Annotated in this window: 11 protein-coding genes; 3 read left to right on the top strand and 8 right to left on the bottom strand. The window is 67.7% G+C overall.

The window, feature by feature from the left end; genetic code table 11:
• Positions 1-336 precede the first annotated feature (336 nt).
• From FHW84_RS13045 to FHW84_RS13055, 3 genes are all read right to left on the bottom strand, one after another.
• Complete coding sequence (locus tag FHW84_RS13045) at positions 337-1881, bottom strand: sodium:proton antiporter (protein WP_167256160.1); 1545 nt, start codon at positions 1879-1881, stop codon at positions 337-339.
• 40 nt (positions 1882-1921) lie between these two features.
• Positions 1922-2644, bottom strand: a complete 723-nt coding sequence (locus tag FHW84_RS13050) for a FadR/GntR family transcriptional regulator (RefSeq protein WP_167256162.1) — start codon at positions 2642-2644, stop codon at positions 1922-1924.
• A 190-nt stretch (positions 2645-2834) separates the two neighbouring features.
• The gene (locus tag FHW84_RS13055) at positions 2835-4037 is read right to left on the bottom strand and encodes a glycoside hydrolase family 27 protein (protein ID WP_208399779.1); all 1203 of its coding nucleotides are present in this window, start codon (positions 4035-4037) and stop codon (positions 2835-2837) included.
• 397 nt (positions 4038-4434) lie between these two features.
• Between FHW84_RS13055 and FHW84_RS13060 the strand changes: the two genes are divergently transcribed.
• Positions 4435-4983: a DUF488 domain-containing protein gene (locus FHW84_RS13060; protein WP_167256164.1), complete on the top strand. Its 549-nt coding sequence runs from the start codon at positions 4435-4437 to the stop codon at positions 4981-4983.
• A 625-nt stretch (positions 4984-5608) separates the two neighbouring features.
• Here FHW84_RS13060 and FHW84_RS13065 read toward each other — a convergent pair.
• On the bottom strand, positions 5609-9199 hold the full coding sequence (locus FHW84_RS13065; RefSeq protein WP_167256166.1) for a hypothetical protein: 3591 nt from the start codon (positions 9197-9199) through the stop codon (positions 5609-5611).
• Positions 9196-14820, bottom strand: a complete 5625-nt coding sequence (locus FHW84_RS13070; protein WP_167256168.1) for a DUF11 domain-containing protein — start codon at positions 14818-14820, stop codon at positions 9196-9198. The genes FHW84_RS13065 and FHW84_RS13070 overlap by 4 nt, the downstream gene beginning before the upstream one ends.
• 297 nt (positions 14821-15117) lie before the next feature.
• On the opposite strand from FHW84_RS13070, the gene FHW84_RS13075 reads away from it, so the two are divergent.
• Positions 15118-15468 carry a hypothetical protein gene (locus FHW84_RS13075; protein ID WP_167256170.1) on the top strand — a complete coding sequence of 117 codons (351 nt, stop codon included), beginning with the start codon at positions 15118-15120 and terminating at the stop codon, positions 15466-15468.
• Between the two features lie 38 nt (positions 15469-15506).
• Here FHW84_RS13075 and FHW84_RS13080 read toward each other — a convergent pair whose 3' ends face one another.
• Positions 15507-16283, bottom strand: a complete 777-nt coding sequence (locus FHW84_RS13080) for a response regulator (protein ID WP_167256172.1) — start codon at positions 16281-16283, stop codon at positions 15507-15509.
• 201 nt (positions 16284-16484) lie between these two features.
• Here FHW84_RS13080 and FHW84_RS13085 point away from each other — a divergent pair, with 201 nt between their 5' ends.
• Entirely contained in the window at positions 16485-17405 is a 921-nt protein-coding gene (locus FHW84_RS13085; RefSeq protein ID WP_167256174.1) for a LysR family transcriptional regulator, read from the top strand.
• Between the two features lie 223 nt (positions 17406-17628).
• Here FHW84_RS13085 and FHW84_RS13090 read toward each other — a convergent pair whose 3' ends face one another.
• Both FHW84_RS13090 and FHW84_RS13095 read right to left on the bottom strand, forming a co-directional pair.
• Positions 17629-21132 (bottom strand): two-component regulator propeller domain-containing protein, encoded by a 3504-nt coding sequence (locus FHW84_RS13090; protein ID WP_167256176.1) that lies wholly within the window; start codon positions 21130-21132, stop codon positions 17629-17631.
• Between the two features lie 336 nt (positions 21133-21468).
• Positions 21469-24426: a TonB-dependent receptor plug domain-containing protein gene (locus FHW84_RS13095; RefSeq protein ID WP_243868107.1), complete on the bottom strand. Its 2958-nt coding sequence runs from the start codon at positions 24424-24426 to the stop codon at positions 21469-21471.
• Positions 24427-24594: the final 168 nt, after the last annotated feature.

Genomic DNA, 24594 nt, shown 5'->3' on the forward strand with positions numbered 1-24594 from the left:
GTCCCTTGTCGGACCATCATACGAAAAATATTACCCGCGTAAGGTGTGCGTAAGGTCACTGCTTTACGCATCCGCTTATTCACGTTGATTTCGCGGGCAGTACGCCTGGCGCCGTATGCAAAGCATGGCGAACGCGACGAAGTGAGCGCCCATGTCCCAGCCAGTGAGTGCACTTGCGGTTGGCGGCAAGCGATCGGGACCGGTGCGGCGCGCTGATGAGGTCGGGTCCGGATTCCCGCGTTTCACACCGATCTTTTGCATAGGCAGAGCAATCGCACGCCATGCATGACGCAAAATCACGGCCGGCGTGACGAAGCCCGCCGGCGCGGCGGCGTTTCAGGCCGGACGCTCCGGCTCGCCCGTGCTCAGTTCGACCCAGTCGAGCTCGGCCTCGACCTGCCGGAACGCATCGTCGCCGATCGCACCGGACAGGCGCAGGTCCTGCACCGCATGCCGCGACTTCGCCACCAGGCAGCGGCGCAGCACATTATCTTCATGGCCGCCGGGAGCGCGGCCGCGTTCGACGTTCTCCAGCGCTGCGGCAAGTTCGGCGCGCACGCGCATCGATGCCGGTGTCGGGTCCGCGGGCAGCTCGTCCATCGCGGCGCGGATCGCGGTGGCTCGCGCCAATTGCAGTTCGCGCTGCACGGTGCCGTCCGACGGCAGGCGCACCAGCTTCAGCAGCGGACCCAGCGTCAGGCCCTGGATCACCAGCGTACCCAGCACCACCACGAAGGCGGTCAGCTGGATGAAGTCGCGATACGGAAACCCCACCGGCAGCGCCATCGCCGCGGCGAGCGTGACGATGCCGCGCATGCCCGACCAGCCGATCACGGCCGCGCCCTTCAAGGTGGCCGGCGGCCCGGGCTTGCCGGACTGGCTGCGGCGCAGGCTGTTGAAGCGCACCAGCAGGTGGTGCACGAACACCCACGCCAGGCGCACCCCGATCACTACCGCCAGGATCACCATGGCCATGCCCAGCGAGTGCAGCCGCTCGCCTGCGCTCGACCTCTCCAGGATCGGACCCAGCTGCAGGCCGACCAGGGTGAACGCCAGCACGTTGAGCACCACGGTCGCCGTTTCCCAGATCGGGAACGACGCGGTGCGGATATGCGTCTGCATCGGCCGCGTGCTCAGCCGCGACATGGTCAGCGCGAAGGTCACCACGGCCACGATCGGCGACAGCCGCAGGCGCTCGCTGAGCAGCCAGATGCCGAAGGTCAGGCCGAACTGGAAGATCACCGCGCTGGGCGCTTCCTCGAAATGCCGCATGAAGCGGGTGATCGGCCAGGTCAGCGCCAGGCCGAACAGCACGCTGCCGAACACCACCAGGACGAACATCGGCAAGGCATCCGCCGCGTGAAAGCCACCCGCCGCCACCGCACTCACGGCAAGGCGATAGATCAGCAGCGCCGACGCGTCGTTCAGCAGGCTCTCGCCTTCCAGCACCATGCGCATGCGCAGCGGCACCGGCAGCCGGCGCAGGATCGCGGTGGCGGCCACCGCGTCCGGCGGCGCCAGCAGCGCACCCAGCGCGATGGCGGCCGCCCACGGCATATCCGGAAACAGCCAGCGGGCCGCCAGCGCCACCGCCACCGTGGTGAGCACCACCGCCACCAGCACCAGCGACAGCACCGGCAGCCACATCGCACGCAGGTCGCGCAGCGAGGTGTCGAAGGCGGCGTCCATCAGCACCGGTGCGACGAACAGCACCAGCACCAGATCGGGCGGGAATTCCAGCTTCGGCGGATCCGGCAGGCAGGCCAGCAAGGCGCCGCCCACCGCCAGCAGCACCGGATAGGGAATATTGATGCGCTTGGCGAACGAGGAGACGACCGCCGCGCCGAGCAGAAGCACCAGGATGGTTTCGAAGACCTGCATGGGCCGGGACTCTACATCACCAGCCACCGCACCCGCCGCCTTACGCTCCGGCCTTGCGCGCCTTGCCGCGGCTGCGCCGCACATTGGCCAGGGAGTCGCCGATCATGGCGTGCACGGCCGCGTGCGCCAGCGTGGGCTGCTTGCGGCGGATCGCCTCCAGCACCTTCTGGTGGTGCGGCAGCGAATAGCGGAAATCGGTGGCGTTGCGCGCGGACAGCACGAAGAAGGTGCCCAGCGCAGTATCGATCACCGCGAACAGCGAGGACAGCAACTCGTTGCCGGTGGCCTGCAGCACGGCTTCGTGGAAGCGCAGGTCGGCTTCGGCCCAGGCCTCCAGTGTCTGCGCCGCGTCCATCGCCTCGTAGGCGGACTGGATCTCGGCCAGCTGCGCATCGGTGCGGCGGCGCGCCGCGGCGGCCGCAGCCGCCGGCTCGATGACTTCGCGCATTTCCACCAGCTTGTCGATGAAATCGTCGGTGGGCATGGAAGCGCAGCGCCAGGCCAGCACGTCGGCGTCGAGCTGGTTCCAGTGGCGCGGCTCCTGCACGCGCGCGCCGACGCCGGCGCGCGATTCGATCAGGCCCTTGGCCGACAGCACCTTCATCGCCTCGCGCAAGGCGGTGCGGCTGACCTTGAGGCTTTCGGCCAGGGTCTCCTCGCGCGGCAGCACCTCGCCCGGCTTGACCTGGCCGCTGACGATGCGCTGGCCGATCTCCTGCATCACGTGTCCGTACAGGTTGCGAACGGGGTTCGGCTTCCTCATGGAGGGCGCGTCCTTGGCGGGGTGGCAATGGTGTATGGCGGCGCGATCTTGCCAACTTTTTGCGGCACCCGCGACCGGCGTAGGTTGGGGTGAGCGCAGCGAACCCCAACATGGCGCCTGCCAGGACGTGGCCGTTGGGGTTCGCTGCGCTCACCCCAACCTACGCCAACGTCGGCGCCGGATGGCCGGCTTACATCGCCGAGATCCGGTACATCACCGTCGCATGCGGCTCCAGCTTCACCTTGATCGAGCCGTCGCCCTGCGCATCGGCGTGCTTCCACAGATCGCGCATGCGGTACTTGCCGGCCTTCAGCCCCACTTCCCGGGCCGTCACCGCCACGTCCTGCGCGGCATCGCCTTCGTTGAACACCGCCACCGCGCTGCTGCCATCCTTCAGCGGCTTGACGATCACATGGATGCCCTTGGCGTCGCGCACCTGCTTGCCCTGCTTGCCCAGCGGGTCCTGGTCCACCGCGATCACGTCCTTGTTCAAGAGGATTTCCAGCGCGGACGGGCTGATCTTGCGAAGGTCCGTGCCGATCAGCAGCGGCGCGGCCATGATCGACCACAGGCTGAAGTGCGAGCGGTACTCCACGTCGGTCATGCCGCCGTTGCCCACTTCCAGCATGTCAGGGTCGTTCCAGTGGCCGGGGCCGGCATAGGCGTCGAGAACCACGTTCTCCTTGAAGATCTTCAGCATCGAGTCGTACTTGTCGCTGATGTCGCCGGTGGTGCGCCACGACGAGGCGCCGACAGCCGGGTCGGTGCCCCACAGCCAGGCCTTGTTCTCGCCCCACTCGCACAGGCTGTAGAAGATCGGCCGGCCGGTGGCGCGCAGCGCTTCGCCCATGGCGGCGTAGCGCTCCTTGGCGGGCTTCTTCTCGTTATTGCAGTTGTCGTACTTCAGATAGTCCGCGCCCACGGAGGCGAAGAACGCCGCGTCCTGCTTCTCGTGGCCCAGGCCGCCAGGGAAGCCGCGGTTGGCCTGGTGCGGTTCGCAGGTGTTGGTGCCGGCGCTGGAATACAGGCCGAAGGCGAAACCCTTGGAGTGCACGTAATCGGCCAGCGCCTTGATGCCGTGCGGAAAGCGCTTGAGGTTCGGCTGCAGGTTGCCCTGCTTGTCGCGCTGCCAGTCGGCCCAGCAGTCGTCGAGGTTGATATGGCGATAGCCGGCGTCGCGCAGGCCGCTGCTGATCATCTTGTCCGCCACGCCGCGGATCATGTCTTCGTTGAATTCGTCGCGGCAGTGGGTGGAATTCCAGTTATTGAAGCCCATCTGCGGCACGGCGGCGCTGGACCATTCCGGCTTGACGTCCTCGGCCGACGCCGCCGTGGCGAAGCTCACGGCGACACAGATGGCGAGGCGGGTCATCGTTGCGGAAAACACTTTCATCGACTCTCTCCAGGCGGCATTCGAAAAAAACGACGGGCGGCGCGCAGAAACCAGGGGGAGGCGCGCCGCCCGTCCGGGGAAACTCGCTGCGAAGCTAGGATGGTGCTGGGCGGGTGTTGGAACCGTGCTGCTCCGTCGCGCATCGAGCGCGACGGGCTCAAGTCGTTGTACTCCCCTGACATCCCCAGATAGTCAGTTAATCATACAAATATGAGCGAGGCCCGAATCATTGGTTGGGCATGCCCATGAGATCAAGCTGCGATGCAACATCCGCATGCAATGGCTTGTGTTCGCGGCAGGTATCGCTGGTCGGATCACGTGCAGTCGATGAAAATTAGACGTCCAAATCGACGGGCATGGGGCAGGATTGGATCGCGTATCGACGATGGAGCGCTGCATGACTTTGCCATTTTTCACGATTGGCCATTCCAACCGGAGTCTTGCGGACTTCATCGCGCTGCTGCACGAAAACGAGGTGGGCCTGGTGGCGGATGTCAGGGCGTTTCCGCGCTCGCGCACCAACCCATCATTCAATGAAGACGTGCTGCCGGCGTCCCTGGCGGCCGAAGGCATCGCCTATCGGCACCTGGCCGAACTCGGCGGTCGGCGGCGCAAATCCGAAACGGTGCCGGTCGAGACGAATGGCTACTGGACACACCAGAGCTTTCACAACTACGCCGACTATGCCTTGACCCATGTCTTCCAGGTCGGGCTGGAAACGCTGATCGGCCTGGGCCGCGAGCAGCGCTGCGCCGCGATGTGTTCGGAAGCGGTGTGGTGGCGCTGCCATCGGCGCATCGTCACCGATTACCTGCTGGCGCGCGGCGAAACGGTGTTGCATATCCTGGGGCCGGGGCATGTGGAAGCTGCCGAGCTTACCGAGCGTGCGAGACCGCATGCGGACGGCACCGTGACGTATCCGCCGGCGGGTGATTTGTTTGCTTAGCGCTGTGGCGAAGAGGGCTTGTTGCGAGCCTCAGCTCAACGCTCCGCCCGCCCCCTCACCCCGACCCTCTCCCCGGAGGGGAGAGGGAGATGCAAGGCAGCGCGAAAATCGTACGAAGAGCTCGCGGCGCAGCCGCGGCGTTCCGCTGGTGCGCTTTTGCTCCGGCTCTTGATCCACCGGGTCCCCTTGGCGCCGGCGGTGAGGGCTGGACGAAAAGGCCCCGCAGGGGGCGGGGACACGATGTCCCCGCCTTTTTGATCAGGGCATGGATGCCCTGTCAAAAAGCCCGGCCAGCCCTCACGGACCCTCAGCAGCTGCGCTGCTGAGGGCGCCAAGCAGGGTGCCCTTTCTTCTTGGTTACTTCTTCTTTGGGCACGCAAAGAAGAAGTAACTCGCCCCGCGGCAGCGGGGCGAAACCCTCGCCAACGGCGAGACCCACAAACGTCACCACGACAACCAAGCCATACAGTGACTGGATTCCGGCCTACGCCGGAATGACGAGCGAGGAGCGGGAAATTTGCGGGCTGCGAAAAAAGACGCCCAGGCGCGAGCGGAGAAAACAGGGACGGACGTCTCCCCCACCATGCCCCCTCGCGGAGGCACGGCGCCCGGGCATCAAGCTCGCTCAGTAATAGCCGACCACGTTGAGGAACACGCCCTTGTAGCGGTAGCCCAGCTTGGTCATGTCATCGTTGAAATCAGTGAAGTTGTAACCCAGCCCCATGCGGAAATGCTTGCTGACGTCGTAGTCCACACTGGCCAGCCAGCCCTTGCGGGTACCGCCTTCCGAAGCACGCAGCACGCGGTACTCGCCCATCACGCTGAACCCGCCCATCACGTAGCGGCGCGCCTGCCCCGCCAGCATCGTCGCCCGGTTGTCGTACCACGCCCCGGTGCCGCGGCCCTCGCGAGCCTCGCCTTCGCGGGTGGCCAGCTTCGCCGCGAACTCCCACTGCGTATCCAGCCGGTACACACCTTCCAGCGAGAACACGCTCGAACGCTGGTCGTAGTAGCTGTCGGACTCGGTCTGGCCCGGCGAGGACAGGTCGTACAGGTAGGTGTACTTGCCCAGCACCGTCCAGCGCACGCTGTTCCACGGACGCCAGGCGAAACCGACATTGGTCTCGTTGAAGCGCGCGTTGTTGCTCGGGTCCACCTTGTCGCTGGTGCGCGACCAGTTGATGCGGCCGGCCACCTGCCACGACTCGTTGATCTTGTAGCTGAGCCGGTGCGTGGTGACCCACTGGTCGCGCTGCTCGGCGCCGCGGTCGCGGCGGTATTCCAGCTTGCTGGCCCAGCTGGTGGAGGCGTCGGTCAGGCCGGCGTTGAGGCTGCCCGCATGGCGGTTGACGCGCCCTGCCCCGCTGGCCGCGTCGAGCTGGCCGTCCTGCAAGGTGAAGCCCAGCGTCCAGCCCAGGCTCGGATAGAAATCCATGCCGAAGGTATGGCCGATGCCGGTGTCCGGGCCGGATTTCAGCCACTGGCTCTCGTTATAGAGGTTGGTCTTGTCCGTCACGCGCCAGCGCTGGCCCAGGGTCAGGCCATCCGGTGCCTGCGACAGCAGGCTGGAATCGTTGTACAGCGCGGTGCTGTCCACCGAATAGGTGTACGCGCCATACAGCGAGTGATCCGGATTGAGGCGGTACTCGCCGTTGACCTGCGCCGCATTGCCGCGCGAACCGCGCGTGACTTCCGCCCCCGCATTGGACAGGTCGCCGAACTGGTACTTCGCACCCACGGTCACCGCATCGTTGGTCGGATACGCGCCGTTGTCGTTGTTCAACGTCACCTGCCCCGTGGCATACACATCGAGCGAGCTGCCGATGCGCTGCGTATAACCGAGGGCCGCCAAGGTGCCGGTGCCGCTGCGCAACTGGTAGGTCTCGGTGACGCGGCGGATCTCCGCGATCAGGTCCGACTTCTCCGCCAGCTGCCAATCCAGCTGCACCTGTCCCTGCTCCAGCGCATCGTTGCCGCGCTTGGCATAGCTGTAGCGCCCGGACAGGCGCAGGCCGTCCTGGATCTGCCCGGCGAACTCCGCGCCGTATTCCTTGACGGCCAGGCCCTGGTCGGCACGCGCCACCGAATAGCCGGCATCGACGTCGCGCCACCACGCACCCACCGTCCACTCGCGCGCGCTCCAGCCCAGTTCGCGCAGGTCGGCGTGCGCATCCACCGCCGTGGCATTGCCGCCGCGGCTGCCCGATGTCACGGGATTGGTGCGGATAAAGCTCAGGCCGCCGTTGTCCGAGTAGTAGATCGGCGCCACCGCGGCATCGCTGTGCGAGCGCTCCACTTTCAGATAGGTGCCGCGCCCCGCCTGCAGCGTGACGTCCGCGCCCTTCAGCGAGTAGTCGTCACTCGAACGGCCTTCGTCGACATAAGTGCCGCCCACCGCCACGTGCTCGCCGAACCAGTGCTTGGCGCGGATGCCCGCGGTGACGTCGTTGCTGTCGAAACCGCTGGGCACGTACTCGTAGTCGGCCAGCAGGTGATTCTCGTAGCCGCCCTGCGGGCGATCGCGGAACAAGGTGCTGACATTGGCCTGGGCGATCTGCGCCAGCGGCCGGGTCAGCAGCAGGCGTCCCTGCATCTCGTTGATGTCGTAGTCGACGCCGCGCACCAGGGTGACGCGCGACACCACGCTGCCGGTGGCCGGATCGCGCACTTCCAGCACCACCTGGTCCGAACCCGGCAGGATGTCGGTGTTGCGCAGGTAGTACAGGCTGCCGCCGGTGCCGAGGAACTCGGTATGGCCCAGCACCGTCTGCGCCTGCGACGCGAACGCCTTCAGCAGCGTGTTCGGATCGCCCAACGACGTGGCCTCGCGGCTGCGCCAGTCGATCGCCGCACCGTACAGGCTGCGCACGTACTGCGCGTACTGCGTGCCGGTGAAGCCGGTCTGGTAGTTGCCCCACAGCGCCTGGCTCTTGTCCCAGTCCAGGCGCAGGTACAGCTTGCCCTGGGTGTCGATGTCGCGGTACGTGGTCGAGTCGTCGCCGTACACCGGGTAGTACATGTTCGGATCGAGGCGGCGGAACACGTCCTTCGGATCGGCCTTGAAGAAGCCGTTGAACAGGCTGCCCGTGTTGCGTTCCGTGGTGTCGGCCTGGGCGGTGAACAGATAGCGCCCTTCCAGCTTGCCCTTCATATAGAAGGCCAGGCGCCCTTCGTCGAGGAAGCCGTCGCGGTAGCGCGGGTCCACCGTCAAGGCGGAAGCACCCGTGCCGCTGACCGAACTCTTCGACGCGGTGAGGTCGGCAATCGCCACCGCGAACAGATAGTTGTCGCGCACATTCACCGCCAGCGGATAATGGCTGGCAGCACCGCCCGCGCCGCGCAGGGCGACGTCGAGCGTGTGCGGCCCCGTGGGCAGCAGATACTCGGCGACGAACTTGCGCTGCTGGTCCACCGGCACGCTCTGCCCGGCGATGGTCACGGCGTACTGGTCCGGCACGTTCTGCCCGTAGACCCGCACGCGCGAACCGCGGATGGCGATGTTCTGCCGCCGCAGCGCATTGCCGCCGAAGGTGCTGTCGAGCAGCTCGCGGTCCTCCAGCTGGCTCGCGCTCATCGAGCGCAACTCACCGGTGGCGCCCTGCCGGCGCTGTTCCAGCGAGCGCTGCCGGTCTTCCGGCCGCACCAGCTGCAAGCTGCGCGGATAGGTTTCATCCACGCTGCCGTCCTCGCCCCAGGCGCGCAGCACGTAGCTGAGCTGCTGGCCCGCCTGCAGGGAGATGCCGGCCGGCAGCTTGCCGTCCCAGCTCGCCTGCACCACCGCACCGGGAGCGACGTCCACCGTTGCCAGCGGTGCGGTCAGGTTGGTGTCGTCGCTCCGGTAGATGCTGATCTGCATCTTGCGGATGAACGCGTCGTAGTTGCTGTACACCTGGAAGCGCACGGGCTCGGTGACCTGGCCGTGCTCGAACGCGGCCACCGCGCTGCCCTGCACATTGAGCAGGGGCGAGGTCAGCGCCGGATCCTCGGTGGCCCAGATCAGGCCGCCGTTGGGCAGATCCAGGCTGTAGCGGCCGCGCGCCGCCGGTGCGCTTTGCGTGGCGGTGGTGGTGGTGGCAATGGCAGCGGCGTTAGCCGACTGCGCCTGGGCGGGCGTCCAGGCGCCCGCGATGAGCACGCCGAGAATGGCGGCGTCCAGCGTCCTGATCTGCATGGTCCGGTTGGCCTTGGTCGGAGAGTGAGAGCGGCGGGCGTTCATGGCTGCCCTCCCGTCTGCTGGTCGCCACGCGTGGCGGCGCGCTCCGGTGGTCCACCCGGCTGCTCGTTCTGCGGCGCCGGCAAGGTCTGCACCGGCAGCTTCACGCCGAAGTCGAAGCGCGCCGGAATACCCTGGGTAATGCGCTTCACCTGCGGGTTCGGCGTGGTGAACTCGCTGTCCGGCGGCAGCGTGGCCGCGTCGACCTTCATGATGAAGTTGCGGCCGCGCGCCATGTTCGGCACGTCGATGCCTTCCAGGTGGAAGCGGCCATAGGCGTCGGTCTCGATCAGGTTGCCTTCCACCGTGCCGATGCGCACGCCGGGAATGCCGCGCTCGTCGACGCCGCGGTTGACGATCACGTAGTCCACGCGCAGGTTGCCGTCCGCTTCGGTGCTGACGCGGCGTTCCACCGTCAGCTTCTCCGCGGAATGGCCCGAAGCCGCATCGCCGCTCAGCGCCGTATCGCTCTGGCCGCCGCTGCGCAGGCGCACCGTGGTGCCTTCCGCGCTGGTCAGCTGGAAATCGCCGGTGAACTCGGCACGGCGCAGGCGCTGCGAGATCACGATGCGGCGCAGGTCTTCCGGCTGCGCCACCGTATCGCGTCCACGCAGCGAACCCAGGGCGATGCCATGCAGCAGCGGCGCGCTCGCATCCGCCTCCGGCTGCGGGCCGTGCCCGCGGTCCACCGTGGTGGAACCGGCGATGTACGCGCCCGGGGCGAAGCCGCCCTGCACGCGCAGGCCGTCGGCGGTGGCGCTGGCCTGCCAGCCGTCGCCGTTGCGGTCGTCGAACACGGTGCCGAAGGCGCGGCTGTCCTCGAACAGCGGATCGGCATCGCGCTGCACCTTGGCCTGCGCCACGTTGCTGGTGAGCACGCCGTTGAGCAGCATCTGCGCGGTGTTGACGTACTCGCCGCGGGCCGACGCGCCGGGACCGACGCGCATCAGGTACACCACCGTGATGCTCTTGCCGGCGCCGACGTCGATGCCTTCGACGCGGATCGGACTGCTGCCGGCCAGGCGCCCGCCGGAGTTGCCGACGTTGAGCGAATCGGCCACCAGGGTGAAGCCCACCGGCGGGGTATCGGCCAGCACCGCCTGGTGCACGTCGGCCTTGCCGGTGTTCTGGATGGTCAGCGTGTAGCGCACCACGTCGCCCACCTTCACCGTCTGCGGCGTGGCCTGCTTGCTCACGTGCAGCAGCGCATCGTCGCTCACCGCCAGGGTGATCGAGGCCGTGCTGCAGTTGGTGCGCAGCAGCGTGTCGCAGATGCGGTAGCTCAGCGTGTAGGTGCCGCGCGCGGTGCCCGCCGGCACGATCACGCTGCCGTCCGGGCCGATCGAAGCGCCCTTCAGGCCGCCGTTGTCCACCAGGGTGGTGATCACGCGGCCGGGATCGCCGATGACCGCGCCGCCCTGGGTGTCGTTGCCCAGCACCTTGCCGGGCGTGCCGCCGGTGGCGCCGTTGACCGGCGTGGTGCGGTAGTCGTCGTTCACCGCCTGCAGCGGCAGCGAGACCACCGCCACCGTGGCAACGGCGCTCTTGCAGTTGGCCGGATTGAGCTTCTCGCAGATCCGATAGGTGATGGAGTACGTGCCGGCCGGCGTGCCCGGAGCGACCGAGACCTGGCCGGTGGCGGGATCCAGCTGCACGTTCGGGTTGCTCGCCGGCGTGGTCACCGTGAGGTTGACGTTGGCCGGCGTGGCCTTGGCGCCATCGAGCGTGTCGTTGTCCAGCACATTGCCCGCGTTCGGCTTGCCGGCGCCGCCGTCGATGCCGGTGTAGCTGTCGTCGGTGGCGGCGATCTTGCCGGCGGCGACCGTGACGCTGGCCGTGGCGGAAGTGCAGTTGCCGGGATTGAGCTTTTCGCAGATCTGGTAGGTGATGGTGTACGTGCCGGCCGGCGTGCCCGGGGCCACCGAGACATTGCCCGTCGCCGGGTCCAGTTTGACGTTGGGGTTGCCCGGCGGCGTGGTGACCGACACCGTCACCGTCGACGGCGTGACCTTCGTGCCGTTGAGCGTGTCGTTGTCCAGCACGTTGCCGACCGACGGATTGCCGTTGCCGCCATCGATGCCGGTGTAGTTGTCACCCGTGGCGACGATCTTGCCGGCGATCACGGTGACGTTCGCCGTAGCGGTGGCGCAGTTGGCCGGATTGAGCTTCTCGCAGATCTGGTAGCCGATGCTGTACGTGCCGGCCGGCGTGCCCGGTGCGACCGAGACCTGGCCGGTGGCCGGATCGAGTTTCACGTTCGGGTTGCTGGCCGGCGCCGTCACCGTCAGGTTGACGGTGGACGGAGCGGCCTTCACGCCGTCGAGCGTGTCGTTGTCCAGCACGTTGCCGGCGTTCGGCTGGCCCACGCCGCCGTCGATGCCGGTGTAGGCGTCATTGGTGGCGACGATCTTGCCGGCGGCGACGATCACGCTGATCGTGGCGCTGGCGCAGCTGGCGGGGTTGATCTTGTCGCAGATCTGGTAGCCGATGGTGTACGTGCCGGCCGGCGTGCCCGGCGCCACCGAGACATTGCCGGTAGCCGGATCCAGCTTCACGTTCGGGTTGCTGGCCGGCGTGGTCACCGTCACGTTGACGGTGGACGGCGTGGCCTTGGCGCCGTTGAGCGTGTCGTTGTCCAGCGCATTGCCCACCGACGGGTTGCCCGCGCCGGAAACGCCGGAGTAATTGTCGCTGCCCGCGGTGATCGGGCCGGCCACCACCGTGGCGGTCGCGGTGGCGGTGGCGCAGTTGCTCGGGTTGAGCTTTTCGCAGATCTGGTAGCCGATGGTGTACGTGCCAGCGGGCGTGCCCGGAGCGACCGACACTTCACCGGTCGCCGGATCGAGCTTCACGTTCGGGTTGCTGGCCGGCGAGGTGACGCTCAGCGTGACCGTCGAGACCGCCGCCGCGCTGCCGTTGAGCGTGTCGTTGCCCAGCACGTTGCCGACGTTTGCATTGCCGAGGCTGCTGTTGATGCCCGTGTAGCTGTCGTTGGCCGCGGCGATCTTGCCGGCGGCGACGGTGACGCTGGCCGTGGTGCTGGCGCAGTTGCTCGGGTTGAGCTTCTCGCAGATCTGGTAGGTGATGGTGTAGGTGCCAGCGGGCGTACCCGGGGCGACCGACACTTCGCCCGTCGCCGGGTCGAGCTTCACGTTCGGGTTGCTGGCCGGCGTGGTCACCGTCAGGTTGACGGTGGACGGGGTGGTCTTCACCCCATTGAGCGTGTCGTTATCCAGCACGTTGCCGGCATTGGCCTGCCCCACGCCGCCGTCGATGCCGGTATAGCTGTCGGGCGTGGCGGCGATCGCTGCCGCGCCCACCGTCACATCCGCTTCGGCGGTCGAACAATTGGAGGCCTGCGCGGCATCGCAGATGGTGTACGGAATCTTGTAGGTGCCGGCCGGCGTGCCGGGCTTCACCGTGATGGTGCCGTCGCCATTGAGGGTGAAGCCGCCAGTGGCCGGCGGATTGCCGACACTGCCCCAGCTCAGCGTCACCTGCCCCTTGGCGGTGCCGATGGCCGGACCGGCGGTGGTGCCGAACTGGTCGTTGCCGACCACGTTGCCGGTGCTGCCGCCATTGGCGCCGTTCGGCACGTTGTAGCTGTCGTTCTTCGCGGTGATCTGCACGTCGCCGACCGGCGTATCGGTGGTGCCGGTGGACGTCACCGGCGAACCGCCGCCCGGCGGCGTGCCGGTGACGGTGGCGACGTTGTGCAGCGCCACGCCGGCATCCACGTCGGCCTGCTTCACCGTATAGACGAAACTGCCGCAGCTGGCGCTCTTGCCCGGATCGATCGAGGCCGGCGAGCACGCCAGCGCGGTGCCGCCGGCCATCGGGTCGGATACGGTCAGGCCATTGAGCGTGAGATTGCCGCTGTTGGTGGCGGTGATGGCGTAGCTGATGGTTTCGCCGACGTCCGCCTTGCCGTTGCCGTTGCTGTCGTTGAGCGTGGCGGTCTTGCTCACCTGCAGCGCGGGCGTGCCCTGCACCGTGGTGGTGGCGGTCGACGTGTTGTCGCCGGTGTCGGCGCTGGGCTCGCCCACCGTGGTATCGGTGGAAGCCAGCTTGACGTTGGCGGTATTGCTCAGCGTGCCGATCAGGCTGACCGGCGCGGTGGCATTGATGGTCACCACCACGCTGCTGTTGGCGGGCAGGCTCTGTACCGCCCCGGTGACCGTGTAGCCGGCGGCATCGCTGCCGGTGACATTCACGCCGAGCGCGCCGCACACCGCGCCGTTGGTGGCGCTGCCGCAGCTCACGCCGCCGGCGCTGACGCCGGTGATGCCCACCGGCAGGGCGTCGGTGAACACCGCGCCAGTGGCCGTGTGCGTGCCGTTGTTGCTGATCGCCAGCATGTAGCTCAGCGGCTGGCCAGCCTGCACGGTGGCGGGCGCGGTCTTTACCAGCTTGAGGTCCGCGATGCGCGGGATATTGGTGAGCGTGCAATCCACCCGGTCGCCCAGCTGTTGCAGGTCGACCTTGGGCGGGTTGGCGGGATCGAACGTGCCGGTGGGCAACACCGTTGCCGAACCCGGGTTGCCATTGGTGCAGACAATGTTGCGGTCGTACTGGTCCAGCGTGGACTTGCTGCCCGGCGCCATCTCCTCCTTCAGCGTGATCACGTTGCCCGGCATGGTCGCCTGGCCGCTGATGTAGGCGTAGTTGCCGGTGGCCGCGCCGGTGGTGGAGGTATTGATGATCTCCTGGCCCTTCACGTTGATCACGCGATAGGTGAACTGGTCGCTGGCGTCCAGGCGGCCATTCGGCAGCGCCTTGCGCAGGCGCACGCCGCCCCAGCGCACGCCGAAGGCGAAGCCCTGCAGGCTGCTGGCGTTGGTGTGCACCTGGCCCATCACGGTGAACGGCGAGCCGGTGCGCGTGGTCGAGAACACCACGGCGTTGGCGGTGCCGCTCTTGCCGACCATGCGGATGCAATCGATCATGCCGGCGCAGGCCGAGGCCGGCGTGTTCGGCACGCCCGCGCTGCCCGGCGCGCCATAGGTGAGGTTGTTGGCCGCGGATGCGCCCAGCCATTCCACCAGGTTGAACGTGCTGCCGCCGGAGACCACGCCGAAGTCGAGATACTCGTTGCTGTTGGTGCTTTCGCCGTCGGCGACCACCATCTCGAACGCGTTGGTGCTCTCCACCCCGCTGGGGCCGAACAGATGGATGTCGCGCAAGGCCACCGTAGTGTCGTTGGCGACAGTGCCGGTGTTGGTGTACAGCGCAGCGGTATTGGGCTTGTAGATGGTGTAGTAGCCGGTGCTGCCGCTGAACTGCGAGCCGGTCCAGCTCGGCGCCTGCACGCCCTTGAGGCCCGCGCTCGAACCCACGTTGCTGACGTCGACCGTAAAGGTCATGGTCGAGCCGTCGGGCAGGTTGAACGTCAGCGGCGTCGAGCCATTGGCATTCAAGGTGACGCCGTCGAGCTGCAGCCAGCAGATCTCGTCGACGTGCGCGCCCTTGGAGTTGGGATCGGCCATGCGGCATTCGTTTGCCTGCGCCACTTTCGGCATGGCCATGCCCAGCAGCAGCAGCGCCAGCAAGGCGAAGAGCTTCTGGTACAGCGTCGCCCTGGCGCGTGTCCCTGTCCCGCGATAACTACCCGGCAAAGCGGACATATCCGTTCACTCTCATGCTCGTGGCGTCCCGCGCGGCGGAACGGCCTGGTCGGAAAGTGGCGCAGCCGTACCCGCTCCTCCGGTGCGCGGAGAAGTGCATGCAGACGGCGAAAAGCCCCTGGCCGCCGCTGCTGAAAAGCAGGACGGTTGCGCCCTTGTGGCGGCTAGAGATGGGGTGAGGAGGTGTCGGCGGCAGTCCCTGCAGCTGCCGTCACGACCTCAGCGCGAAAGCCTTGCTGACGACACCGGTTACCCCCTTTGGCGGCGGCTCCGCGACGCTACGCGGCAGCCAGGCCAATGTCGGCATTTCCCATCGATGCCGAATCGGTGTCGTCAGCGGCGCGGATCGTAAGCTTGCCGCGGGAAGGCGTGGAAGGTGGTGCTGCGGGAACTTGCGTATTGCACGGCGGGACGTGCCGCCGCCGCGCCAAAACTTTGGCGTGCGGCAGTTGGCATGGGAGGGATGGGGAAAAGGGCTTTTTCAGCGGGAAAACCGGCGTCGCTGCAGTTGGCGACGATTTTGCCGAAGCGGCTGCGCCGGGTTGGCGTGGCATGCGGCAAAGCTTGCGGACGGCGCAGGAAAGCGGCGTGCGTCGTACTGAAGCGCATTTGGGCAGCCGCTTCAATCGCGTGGCGAGCAAACTGTGAACCAGCTCGCGCAGATGCTTGCGCGAAGCTGGCGCGCGCTATTCGCTGGTCGCCAGCTCGTCGCTGTGCGAGGCCTTGCGGAACTGGTTGGGCGTCACGCCCATGCGTTCGCGAAACGCCGTGATGAAGTTGCAGGAACTGCGGAAGCCCACGCTCTCGGCGATGTCCTGCAGGCCCAGCGAGGTTTCGGTCAGCAGCTCGCGGCCTTTGCGCAGGCGCTCCTCGCGGATCCAGGCGAACACGGTGGTGCCCATGTGCTGGCGGAAGATCGCCGAGAGGCGCTTGTCGTGCGTGCCCACCTTGCGCGCGATCTCTTCCAGCGGCGGCAAGGCCGCCAGCTGCTCGCGGATCAGCCGCACGGCGGCGCGCAGGGTGATCTCGTCGTGCGACAGGAAACTCTCGGCATCCGCCGGCGCCGCCGCATGCGCGCGCGGCCCCAGCCGCAGGTGGATGCGCACGCGGGCCAGCACCTCGTCGGGGTGGCTGGGCTTGAGCACGTAGTCGACGCCGCCGTGGGTCAGGCCTTCGAGGCGTTCTTCCAGCGCGCCGGCGGAGCTCAGGAAGATCACCGGCACGTGCTGCGTGCGCGGGGCTTCTTTCAGCAGGCGGCAGGTGGCGAAACCGTCGAGCACCGGCATGCGTACGTCGAGCAGGATCAGGTCCGGCTGCAGCGCCATGGCGCGCTGGAAGCCCTGGCGTCCGTCGGTGGCCAGCGTCACGCGATAGCCCTCGCCCCGCAGCAACTGCTGCAGGTGGCGAAGTTCTTCCGGCGAATCGTCGATCACCAGGATGTGCGGTGACGCCTGCGCTGGCATGTTTCCCCCTGTGGGCGGCCGAGGCCGCTGCCAACCGCCCGTGGCCATCCGGCCGCACGAGCGGAACGAGTATATAGCGGCTTTCGTTTCATCGTCCCCCCAGGCAAAACGGCGGTCCCCCCGGGCAAAGTCCACCCCGCCGGCGCGGACCTAAGCTCCTCTGCGTCGCCGCTCCGGCGCTGGCCTGGCCGCATCCGCACCATGCTCCTGACCGACAACCTCAACGACCTCTACCTGCTGACCCGCGTGATCGAGGCCGGCGGTTTCGCCGCCGCGGCCCGGCAGACCGGCATGACGCGTTCGCTGCTCAGCCGCCGCATCGTCGGGCTGGAGCAGCGGCTCGGCGCGCAGCTGCTGTTGCGCAACGCGCGCCACTTCGCCGTGACGCCGCTGGGCAACGAGGTATACCGCCACGCCCTGCTGATGTGCGAGTCGGCGGAAGCGGCCATCCATGCGGTGCAGGACGCGGCCGGCAATCCCGGCGGCCGCGTGCGCATCGACGTGCCGGACCTGGCCGGCGACCTGCTGTCGCAGGCGCTGGTGGCAGTGTCCGCGCAGCATGAGCGCCTGCATCTTGCGCTGAGCATGAACGGCGGCGTCGAGGCCTTGCTGGCGCAGCGCGTGGACTTGGCCCTGCATATGGACGACAAGATGCCGGACCGCGGCGACATCGTGGCGCACAAGCTCTGCCACGTGCGCATGGTGACGGTGGGCAGCCCGCGCCTGTTCCGCCGCCTGGGTTCGCCGACGCATCCGGACCAGCTGGAAGACCGGCATTGCCTGGGTTATCCGAGCGCCGGCGGCTCGCGCCACTGGACCTTGCGCGGCGCGCGCGTGCGCAAGCCGGCGGGGCCGCTGAGCACGGGGCATCTGTCCACGCTGCTGGTGGCGGCGCGCGAAGGGGCCGGAGTGGCGCAGCTGCCGCTCTACGCCTGCGCGGATGACTTGAAGGCGAGCCGGCTGCAGCGGGTGTTCGAGGAGTTCGAGCCGGAGCCGACGCCGGTGCATCTGCTGAGCCTGTCGGGGATGGCGTTGACGGCGGCGACGCGCGGGGTGGTGCAGAGCTTGCGCAAGCAGTTGGCGTTGGCGCGGTTGCCGGGTGTCACGACAGGCGAGCATTAGCTCTGCTCCCTCTCCCCTCCGGGGAGAGGGCTGGGGTGAGGGGCCGGGCGGAGCGGTGAGCTGAGGGTCGCTACAAGCTCAAAAAGCTCTTCTTTTCTTCGTAGAAGCGTTGCCGCGAGCACCCGCCCCTCATCTGCCTGCCGGCATCTTCCTCGCTCCTCAAAGCCGCGCACATCCATGTGCGCTCCCCGCGTGCTCCCCGGAGGGGAGAAGAGTTGCGGATTCATGTTTCGCTGCTTACGCCCGACAGCAGGCGATCGATATGCTCCAGCAACTGCTTCCCGCTGGCCGGCTTGAGCAACGCATCGTCGAACGCCACGCCATCCTCCGCACGCCGCGGCGGCAATGACGAATAGAGCAGGACCGGCACCGCCGCATATTCGCTGCGCAAGGCGCGCAACAACGCCCATCCATCCATTCCCGGCATGAACTGATCGGTCACCACCAGATCGATGGCCTGCTTCTGCAAGGCCGACAGCGCCTCTTCGCCCGACCCCGCCGGCACGCTCTCGAAGCCGAACCCGTCCAGCAGATCGCACAGCATGTCGCGGCTCTGCGGATGATCGTCCACCACCAGGATGCGCCGCCCCGCGCCGTCGATCTCGCCGCCGCCCTCGGCCGACAGCTCCTGATCCAGCTCGGCCTCTTCCGCCAGCGCCACGTCCAGCACGAAACCGAAGCGGCTGCCGCCGCCGGGCGCGGCGTCGATATTCAGCCGGCTGCCCATGCGCCCCAGGAGCTGCGTGACGATCGCCAGCCCCAGGCCGTAACCGTCGTAATGCGCGGCATTGCCGCCGCGGGCGAACGGCTGCGCCAGGCGCTCGCGTTCGGAGGGCTCGATGCCGATGCCACTGTCTTCCACCGCCACCTGCAATTGCACCCGGCCCGGCACGCTTGGCGCGGCGGTGACGGTGAGCTGGATATAGCCGTCGTCGGTGAACTTGGCGGCATTGCCGATCAGGTTGGCCAGCACCTGGCGCAGGCGGCGGAAATCCAGCCGGACCAGGGCGGGCAGATCCTCCGCATAGCGGGTGACGAAGCGGTTGCCGCGCCGCTCCGCCGGCAGCGCCGCCTGCTCGGCCACGCTTTGCAGGAAGGCGTGCAGATAGCCGGGCGCCTCCACCAGTTCCAGGTCGGTGAGCTCGTCGCGCGAGAATTCCAGCAGCTCGTCGATCAGGTCCAGCTGCTGCCGCGCGCTGCCTTCGATCAGCGCCGGATAGTCGCGCCGCCGGCTGCCCTGCCGCCATTGCCGCACGCTTTCGATGATGCCCGCCAGCGGCGAGCGCAGGTCGTGGCTGATGCGCGCCAGCAGCATGCCGCGCGCGCGCATGGCGCTCTGCAGCTGCTCGGTGCGCACCGCCACCGCCTGCTCCAGCCGCTGCGCATGCTTGACCAGCACGCGCACGCGCCAGCGCCAGGCCAGCGCGAATGCGGCCAGCAGCAGCAAGACCGCCGCGGCGAAGGCCGGCGTGCTGCGCCACCACGGCGGATTCAAGGTAAAGCCCAGGCTGATCGGCGCGGACAGGCGCCGCTGGTTTTCGTCGACCGCCTGCAGTTCGAAACGATAGGTGCCGGGTGGCAACGCGGCGTAGCGCACTTCGCGCGTCGATGCCTCCACCCAGTCGTTGTCGATATCGGACAGGCGGTAGCGGAAACGCACCGGGCTGCCCGAGCTGTTGCCCAGCACCGCGAAGCGCAACACCAGGGCGCCGCCGACGCCGAAGTCGGCTTCCGCCTGCTTACCCGCCAGCTCGTGCCCGTTGTAGAACGCCGAGACCAGCCAGGGATGCAGCTCGCGCGGCGCCAGCAGCTCTTCCGGTTTCAGCAGATGGGACAGGCCGATCGGCGTGCCGACCCAGACCGAGCCGTCCTCGTCGGCATGGAAGGCGCCATGATTGGTTTCGTCCCACAGCAGGCCGTCGCGCGAGGTCAGGCGCGTCCAGCGCTGCGCATTCAATACGTCCACGCCGTTGTTGCCGCCCACCCACAGGCGGCCGCGGCGATCGGCGCGCAGGAAGTACACGCGCGAATCGGCCAGCAGCGGATCGTCCACCGGCGTGAGCGTCACGCTGTCCGCATCGCCGGCCGCGCCGCCGAGCAGGCCGGGCTGCAAGGAGCTGAGCCAGAGCCGGCCGTCCGGCGTGACGGCCACGTTCTCGTAGCCGCCGAGCGCTTCTTCCGGCGCCACCCTGACATGCGTCCAGCGGCCGTCGGCGAAACGGAACAGGCCGGCGCGGCAGGCTGCCCACAGGCGTCCCGCGCGATCTTCCGCCAGATCCGAGCACATCGAGGTGGGAATCAGATCCGGCGCCGCGCGCTCCATCCGGCCGGTCGCGCCGTCGAGCGCATAAAGGCCGCCGAGCGTGTAGGCCCAGAAGCGCCCGTGGCTGTCCTGGAACGCGCCGCGCACCAGGAACGGCAAGGTGGCGACCACCGTGGTCTTGCGGCTGTCCGGTTCGTAGCGCAGCACGCGGCCGTCGAACAGGAAGTACCAGACCGAGCCGTCCGCGGCCGACAGCACGGTGCGCGTCTGGTGCGGCGGCGCCACCGCCAGCGGCCAGGGCTCGGCATGGTCCTGCCCCGCGCCGATCACGCTGCCGCCCCAGTCGTCGGCCACCCACACCGCGCCGGAAGGCGCGCGGTCGATCGACCAGATCAGCGAACCGCTCAGCCCCTGCGCGGACGTCCAGTTTTCCACCGCGTCGCGGCCGCTCCAGTGCAGCAGGCCGCGGCCGTAGGTGCCGATCCACAAGGTGCCGTCCTGGTCGACGCTCAGCGCCGACACGCCCACCTTGGGCAGGCCGTCGTCGGTGCCGAACAGCTCCCAGCGCTGGCCGTCCCAGCGCGCCAGGCCAGTGGAGCTTCGCGTCAGCACGCGGCCTTCGTGGTCCTGCGCGATATCGATGCTCGATGCCGCCACGTCCGCGCTGTTGCCCGGCATGTCGCGCGCGACGAACTGGTCGCTGCCGGGTGCGAGCATCCGCACCGTGTGGATGCCGCGCACCCACAGGCTGCCGTCGCGCGCGGCGAGGAAGCCCAGCCATTTGTCGGCCGGCACGCCGGCATCGGCGCCGTAGCGGCGCAGTTGTCCACCGCGCAAGCTGCACAGCTCGTCGCCGCAGCCGAACCAGGTGCTGCCGTTGGCATGGAAGACTGCGCTGACCTTGTCGAGTCCGGCAAAGGCCTGCCGCTGCGCGTCGCTGAAAGGCGCCGTCACGTTCCAGTGGCTGGCGCCATCGGGGCTGAGCAGCAGCAGGCGGTTGGCGCTCACCAGCCACATGCCGCCGGCATCGTCGGCCGCCAAGGTCTGCCCGCGATCGGCCAGCAGCGGCTTGCCTTCGGGACGCACCCAGCCGAAGCGGCCGTTCTCGCGCAGCTGCAGGCCCGCGCGCGACCCGACCCACAGGCGTCCGCGCACGTCCTCGTCGAAGCTGATCACCTCCGAAACCTGGAAGCCCTGCTCCGCGCCGACCTGGCTGAAGGCCATGCCGTCGAAGCGGTACAGGCCTTTCTCCGTACCCACCCATACGAAGCCTTCGCGGTCCTGGTAGATGCGCACCACCGAGAGGCTGGTCAGGCCGCTGCCCTGGTCGTACAGGGTGAGCGGGAGCTGCGCGGCCTGCGCCGCCAGTTGCCATGCCAGCAGGCAGGCGGCGAACACGAGCAGGCAGGCGCGCCGGACGGCGCATCGATGCGGGATCAGCGACTCGCCCCTGGTAAGAGTCACGGATAAAGCCTTTGGCGGGTGATGCGGTGAGCGGAGATGGCGCCCGGAACGAAAACCCTCGCTCCGTGGCCGGCGGAGTATAGGGGGTCGCACTTCCGGCGTGCCATGAAGATACGACGGCGCGCAACCAGCTCGTCATCCCGGCGCAGGCCGGGATCCAGTAGCGATAGCCTTTATCGAGTTATAGCGTTCGAGCGACGAGCTTTAGTGACTTCATGGCATGACCATGCCATGTCGCTGCTGGATGATTCGCTTCGCTCACCCCTTAGGGGCCGCCCTACGGGCGTTCTTCGCGCTACGCGCTCGTCCGGCCTGCGCCGGGATGACGAGCAAAAATCAGTAGTCGTAGCTCACGCTCACGCGCACATAGCGCGGCTCTTCCCGATACAGAGCCGTGCCGAACAGCGGGTTGGGCGAATACGGCGCCTGCTCGGAATTGGGCTGCAGGAAGGTCGGCCGCTGCTCGTTGAGCACATTGAACACGTTGGCATTGAACGCCAGCCGCTTGGCCGCGAACAGCGGGCGGTACGTCACGCCCAGATCCAGCTGATGCAGCCACGGCAGGCGGCCATGGCTGCCGGGCGGCGACGGCTGGCCATCGCAATAGTGGTAGGCATTGCCGTAACCCACGGGGTCGGTGTGATCCGGCCCGTAATAGCCCAGGCAGATGCGCGGATTGCCCGACTGCACGCTGAGGTTGGCGGACAACTGCCACTCCTGCGTCAGCTGGTAATAGCCGTAGAGCTTCAGCACGTGTGTGTGGTCGTTGTTCTGCGGCCCGTTGGTGTGCTCCATGATGGCGTAGTTGTCCCAGTCCTCGCTGGCCGAGGCGCCGCCTTGCAGCAGGTCCGAGCGCACCTGGCCTTCGGTATTGCCGTAGCTGCGCGAGAACACGTAGTCGAGCTTGCCGTACCAGGTGCCGTCGAACGGGTGCTCCAGGAAGGTTTCCAGGCTGTAGTAGCGGCGCTTCAGGCGATCGAAGCCCAGCTCCGCATTGCTCATGGGCACGCCGACCAGCTGCCCGCCGGTGGTGACCAGGTTGAAGGTGTTGGCGCGGCCCGGATTGATCAGGTAGCAGCTGTTGCTGGAGGCGATGTCGTAGCCCAGCGCCTGCGCCTTGTCCAACACCCGGTTGACGTCGCAGAAGTCGTCGATGGCATTGCGCAGGATGCGCTGGGTCAGCTTGGCGCCGTAGACCCAGGTGGAACCGGCCGCCTTGGTAAAGCCGAGGATGAATTCGTCCTGGTTTTCCGCCTTGATGCCCTGCGCGGTCACCGTGCGCGGGTCGGGCGGTATGCCGAAGGAGTTGTTCGCCGACACCGGGTTGGACATCACCGTCAGCCCGGTGGGCGTGCCATCGGCGGCGATGCCGCCATAGGTGTAGTACTGCTGCGTGCTGACGTAGCCGGCCGCCGCGCCGGTGGCGGGATTGAGCGGCATGCTGAGGTAATAGCGGCCGACATTGCCGTAGACCTTGAAGCTGGCATCGCCATTGACGTCCCAGCTGAAGCCCAGGCGCGGCGCCCACTGCGGCTTGGTCTGGGTGATGAAGGCCGCGCCGCTGGGGTTGTAGTCGGTGAACTGGTCGTTGCGCAGGCCCAGCGACAGCAGCCAGCGGTCGCTGACCTGCCACTTGTCTTCCACGTATTGCGCGCGCTGCATGGAACGCACGCTCACCGCATTGTTGGCGACGTTCTTCTGCACGTAGTAGCCACCCTGCCCGTTCGGGAAATCCGCCGGCGCCGGCACGCCCAGTCCGGAAACCAGCGGCAGGTTCGGCGTATTGGTGTGGCCGTATTGCCAGGTGTAGCCGGGGCCGGAATTGCGGTTGCCCTGGTTCAGCGCTTCCGAACGCTGGTTGTCGATGCCGATGCTGAGCGTGTGGTCGCCCAGGTGATAGCTGAGGTCCAGACGCGTATTGGTGGTCTTGTTGCCGCGCGCCGGATCGTAGAGCGTGGAGACGGTCTGGTTGTTGCCGCGCGGCACGCCGCCGTTCAAGGCCGGATTCTGGTTGGTGATGCCGCTGACGTACGTAAGGTCGCCGTCGTAGCTGCCCGGCACGTCGTAGTCGCGTGTTTTCATCTCGCCGTACATCGCGCTCAGCGTGAGGTTGTCGGTGAGATAGCCGGTGTATTTGGCGACGTAGAGGTCGCCGCCGACCTTGGTGTTGTCGTCGGCGTTGATCAGCGCCCCTTGGCGGCGCGCGGTGTAGTCGTAGTCGTAGACGGCGCCGCTGCCCTTGCGCTTGTCCGAGGCGCCGGTCAGCTCGAGGATATGGCTGTCGCTGATGTTCCAGTCCAGCTTGCCGTACCAGCGCGGGCTGTCGTACCGGTAGGTCTGGTAGGGCTTGCTGTTGTCCACCGCATTGACGTTGGCGCCCTGCTGCCGCTCGAACTCGCCGGCAAGGAAGAAGAACAGCCGGTCCTTGACCAGCGGACCGCCGGCATAGGCGCTGACCGTGGTGGTCCACAGCTTGTTGCCGCTCTTGGGATCGTACAGGCGCCCCGCCACCGGCGAGGCCGGCGTGCCGTTGGCATAGTAGAGATCGGTGTAGTCGCTGCGCGTGTACGAGGGTTCCCACAGCACCTGGGCGCCGAAGTGCCAGGCATTGCTGCCGCGCTTGCCCACCTGGTTGATCACGCCGCCGTCGGAGCGGCCGTACTGGGCGCTGTAGCCGCCGGTGTAGACCTCCTGCTGGTCGATCGCGCCGTACGGCAGCGTGATGCCGCCGTGCCCGTTGAGCGGGTCGGTGGTGTTGAATCCGTTGATGTAATACGCGTTCTCGGTGGCCGCCGAACCGCCGAAGCTCACCAGCGGCTTGCCGGTGGCGGTGGTGAAGTTGGCGCTGTTGCGGTTGACGCCCGGAGCCAGCAGCGCGGCGGCTTCGGCCGAACGCACCAGCGGCAGCCTGGCCAGCTGTTCGGCGGTGATCACCGTGCGCGAATCGACGCTGGTGACGTCGATGGCCGGCAGCGCATTGCCCACCACGGTGACGGCGCCGAGATTGGTGGCCTGCTTGTCCGTGGCGGCAGCCATGAAGGACACGTCGGTACCCGCACCCACCTGCAGCGCCACCTGGTTGCGCGAGTCCACGGTCTGTCCGTTGCGCCGCAACGACACCGTATACGTGCCCAGCGGCAGCTGCGCGGCGACGTAGCGGCCGCGCGCATCGACGCCCACCTCGCGACGGAAGCCATTGGCATTCTCGATCAGCACCGTCTCGCCGCCGCTGGCCGCGACCTGGCCGAAGATCGTTCCGGTGGTCGACTGGGCCTGCGCCCCGCCGGAAGCCATCGCGGCGATGGCCAATGCCACGGCCAGGGCATGCCTGGAAAAAGCAGACCTGGAAAGAGCGGTCGCGGACGGCAGGCGCTGTGTCGCTTCGATCATCGTCATCCCCATCGCTGGCTTGAGCCCATGGACGAGATGAACGTGCCGCATGGCGACACGAAGGCAAGCGAG

The sequence above is a fragment of the Dyella sp. SG562 genome (assembly GCF_011759495.1).
Classification (GTDB): Bacteria; Pseudomonadota; Gammaproteobacteria; order Xanthomonadales; family Rhodanobacteraceae; genus Dyella_D; species Dyella_D marensis.

Excerpts from the sequence above, each read along its gene's own strand:
- FHW84_RS13045 (WP_167256160.1), bottom strand. The coding sequence starts at position 1,881 with ATGCAGGTCTTCGAAACCATCCTGGTGCTTCTGCTCGGCGCGGCGGTC.
- FHW84_RS13050 (WP_167256162.1), bottom strand. The coding sequence starts at position 2,644 with ATGAGGAAGCCGAACCCCGTTCGCAACCTGTACGGACACGTGATGCAG.
- FHW84_RS13055 (WP_208399779.1), bottom strand. The coding sequence starts at position 4,037 with ATGAAAGTGTTTTCCGCAACGATGACCCGCCTCGCCATCTGTGTCGCC.
- FHW84_RS13060 (WP_167256164.1), top strand. The coding sequence starts at position 4,435 with ATGACTTTGCCATTTTTCACGATTGGCCATTCCAACCGGAGTCTTGCG.
- FHW84_RS13065 (WP_167256166.1), bottom strand. The coding sequence starts at position 9,199 with ATGAACGCCCGCCGCTCTCACTCTCCGACCAAGGCCAACCGGACCATG.
- FHW84_RS13070 (WP_167256168.1), bottom strand. The coding sequence starts at position 14,820 with ATGTCCGCTTTGCCGGGTAGTTATCGCGGGACAGGGACACGCGCCAGG.
- FHW84_RS13075 (WP_167256170.1), top strand. The coding sequence starts at position 15,118 with ATGTCGGCATTTCCCATCGATGCCGAATCGGTGTCGTCAGCGGCGCGG.
- FHW84_RS13080 (WP_167256172.1), bottom strand. The coding sequence starts at position 16,283 with ATGCCAGCGCAGGCGTCACCGCACATCCTGGTGATCGACGATTCGCCG.
- FHW84_RS13085 (WP_167256174.1), top strand. The coding sequence starts at position 16,485 with ATGCTCCTGACCGACAACCTCAACGACCTCTACCTGCTGACCCGCGTG.
- FHW84_RS13095 (WP_243868107.1), bottom strand. The coding sequence starts at position 24,426 with ATGGCTTCCGGCGGGGCGCAGGCCCAGTCGACCACCGGAACGATCTTC.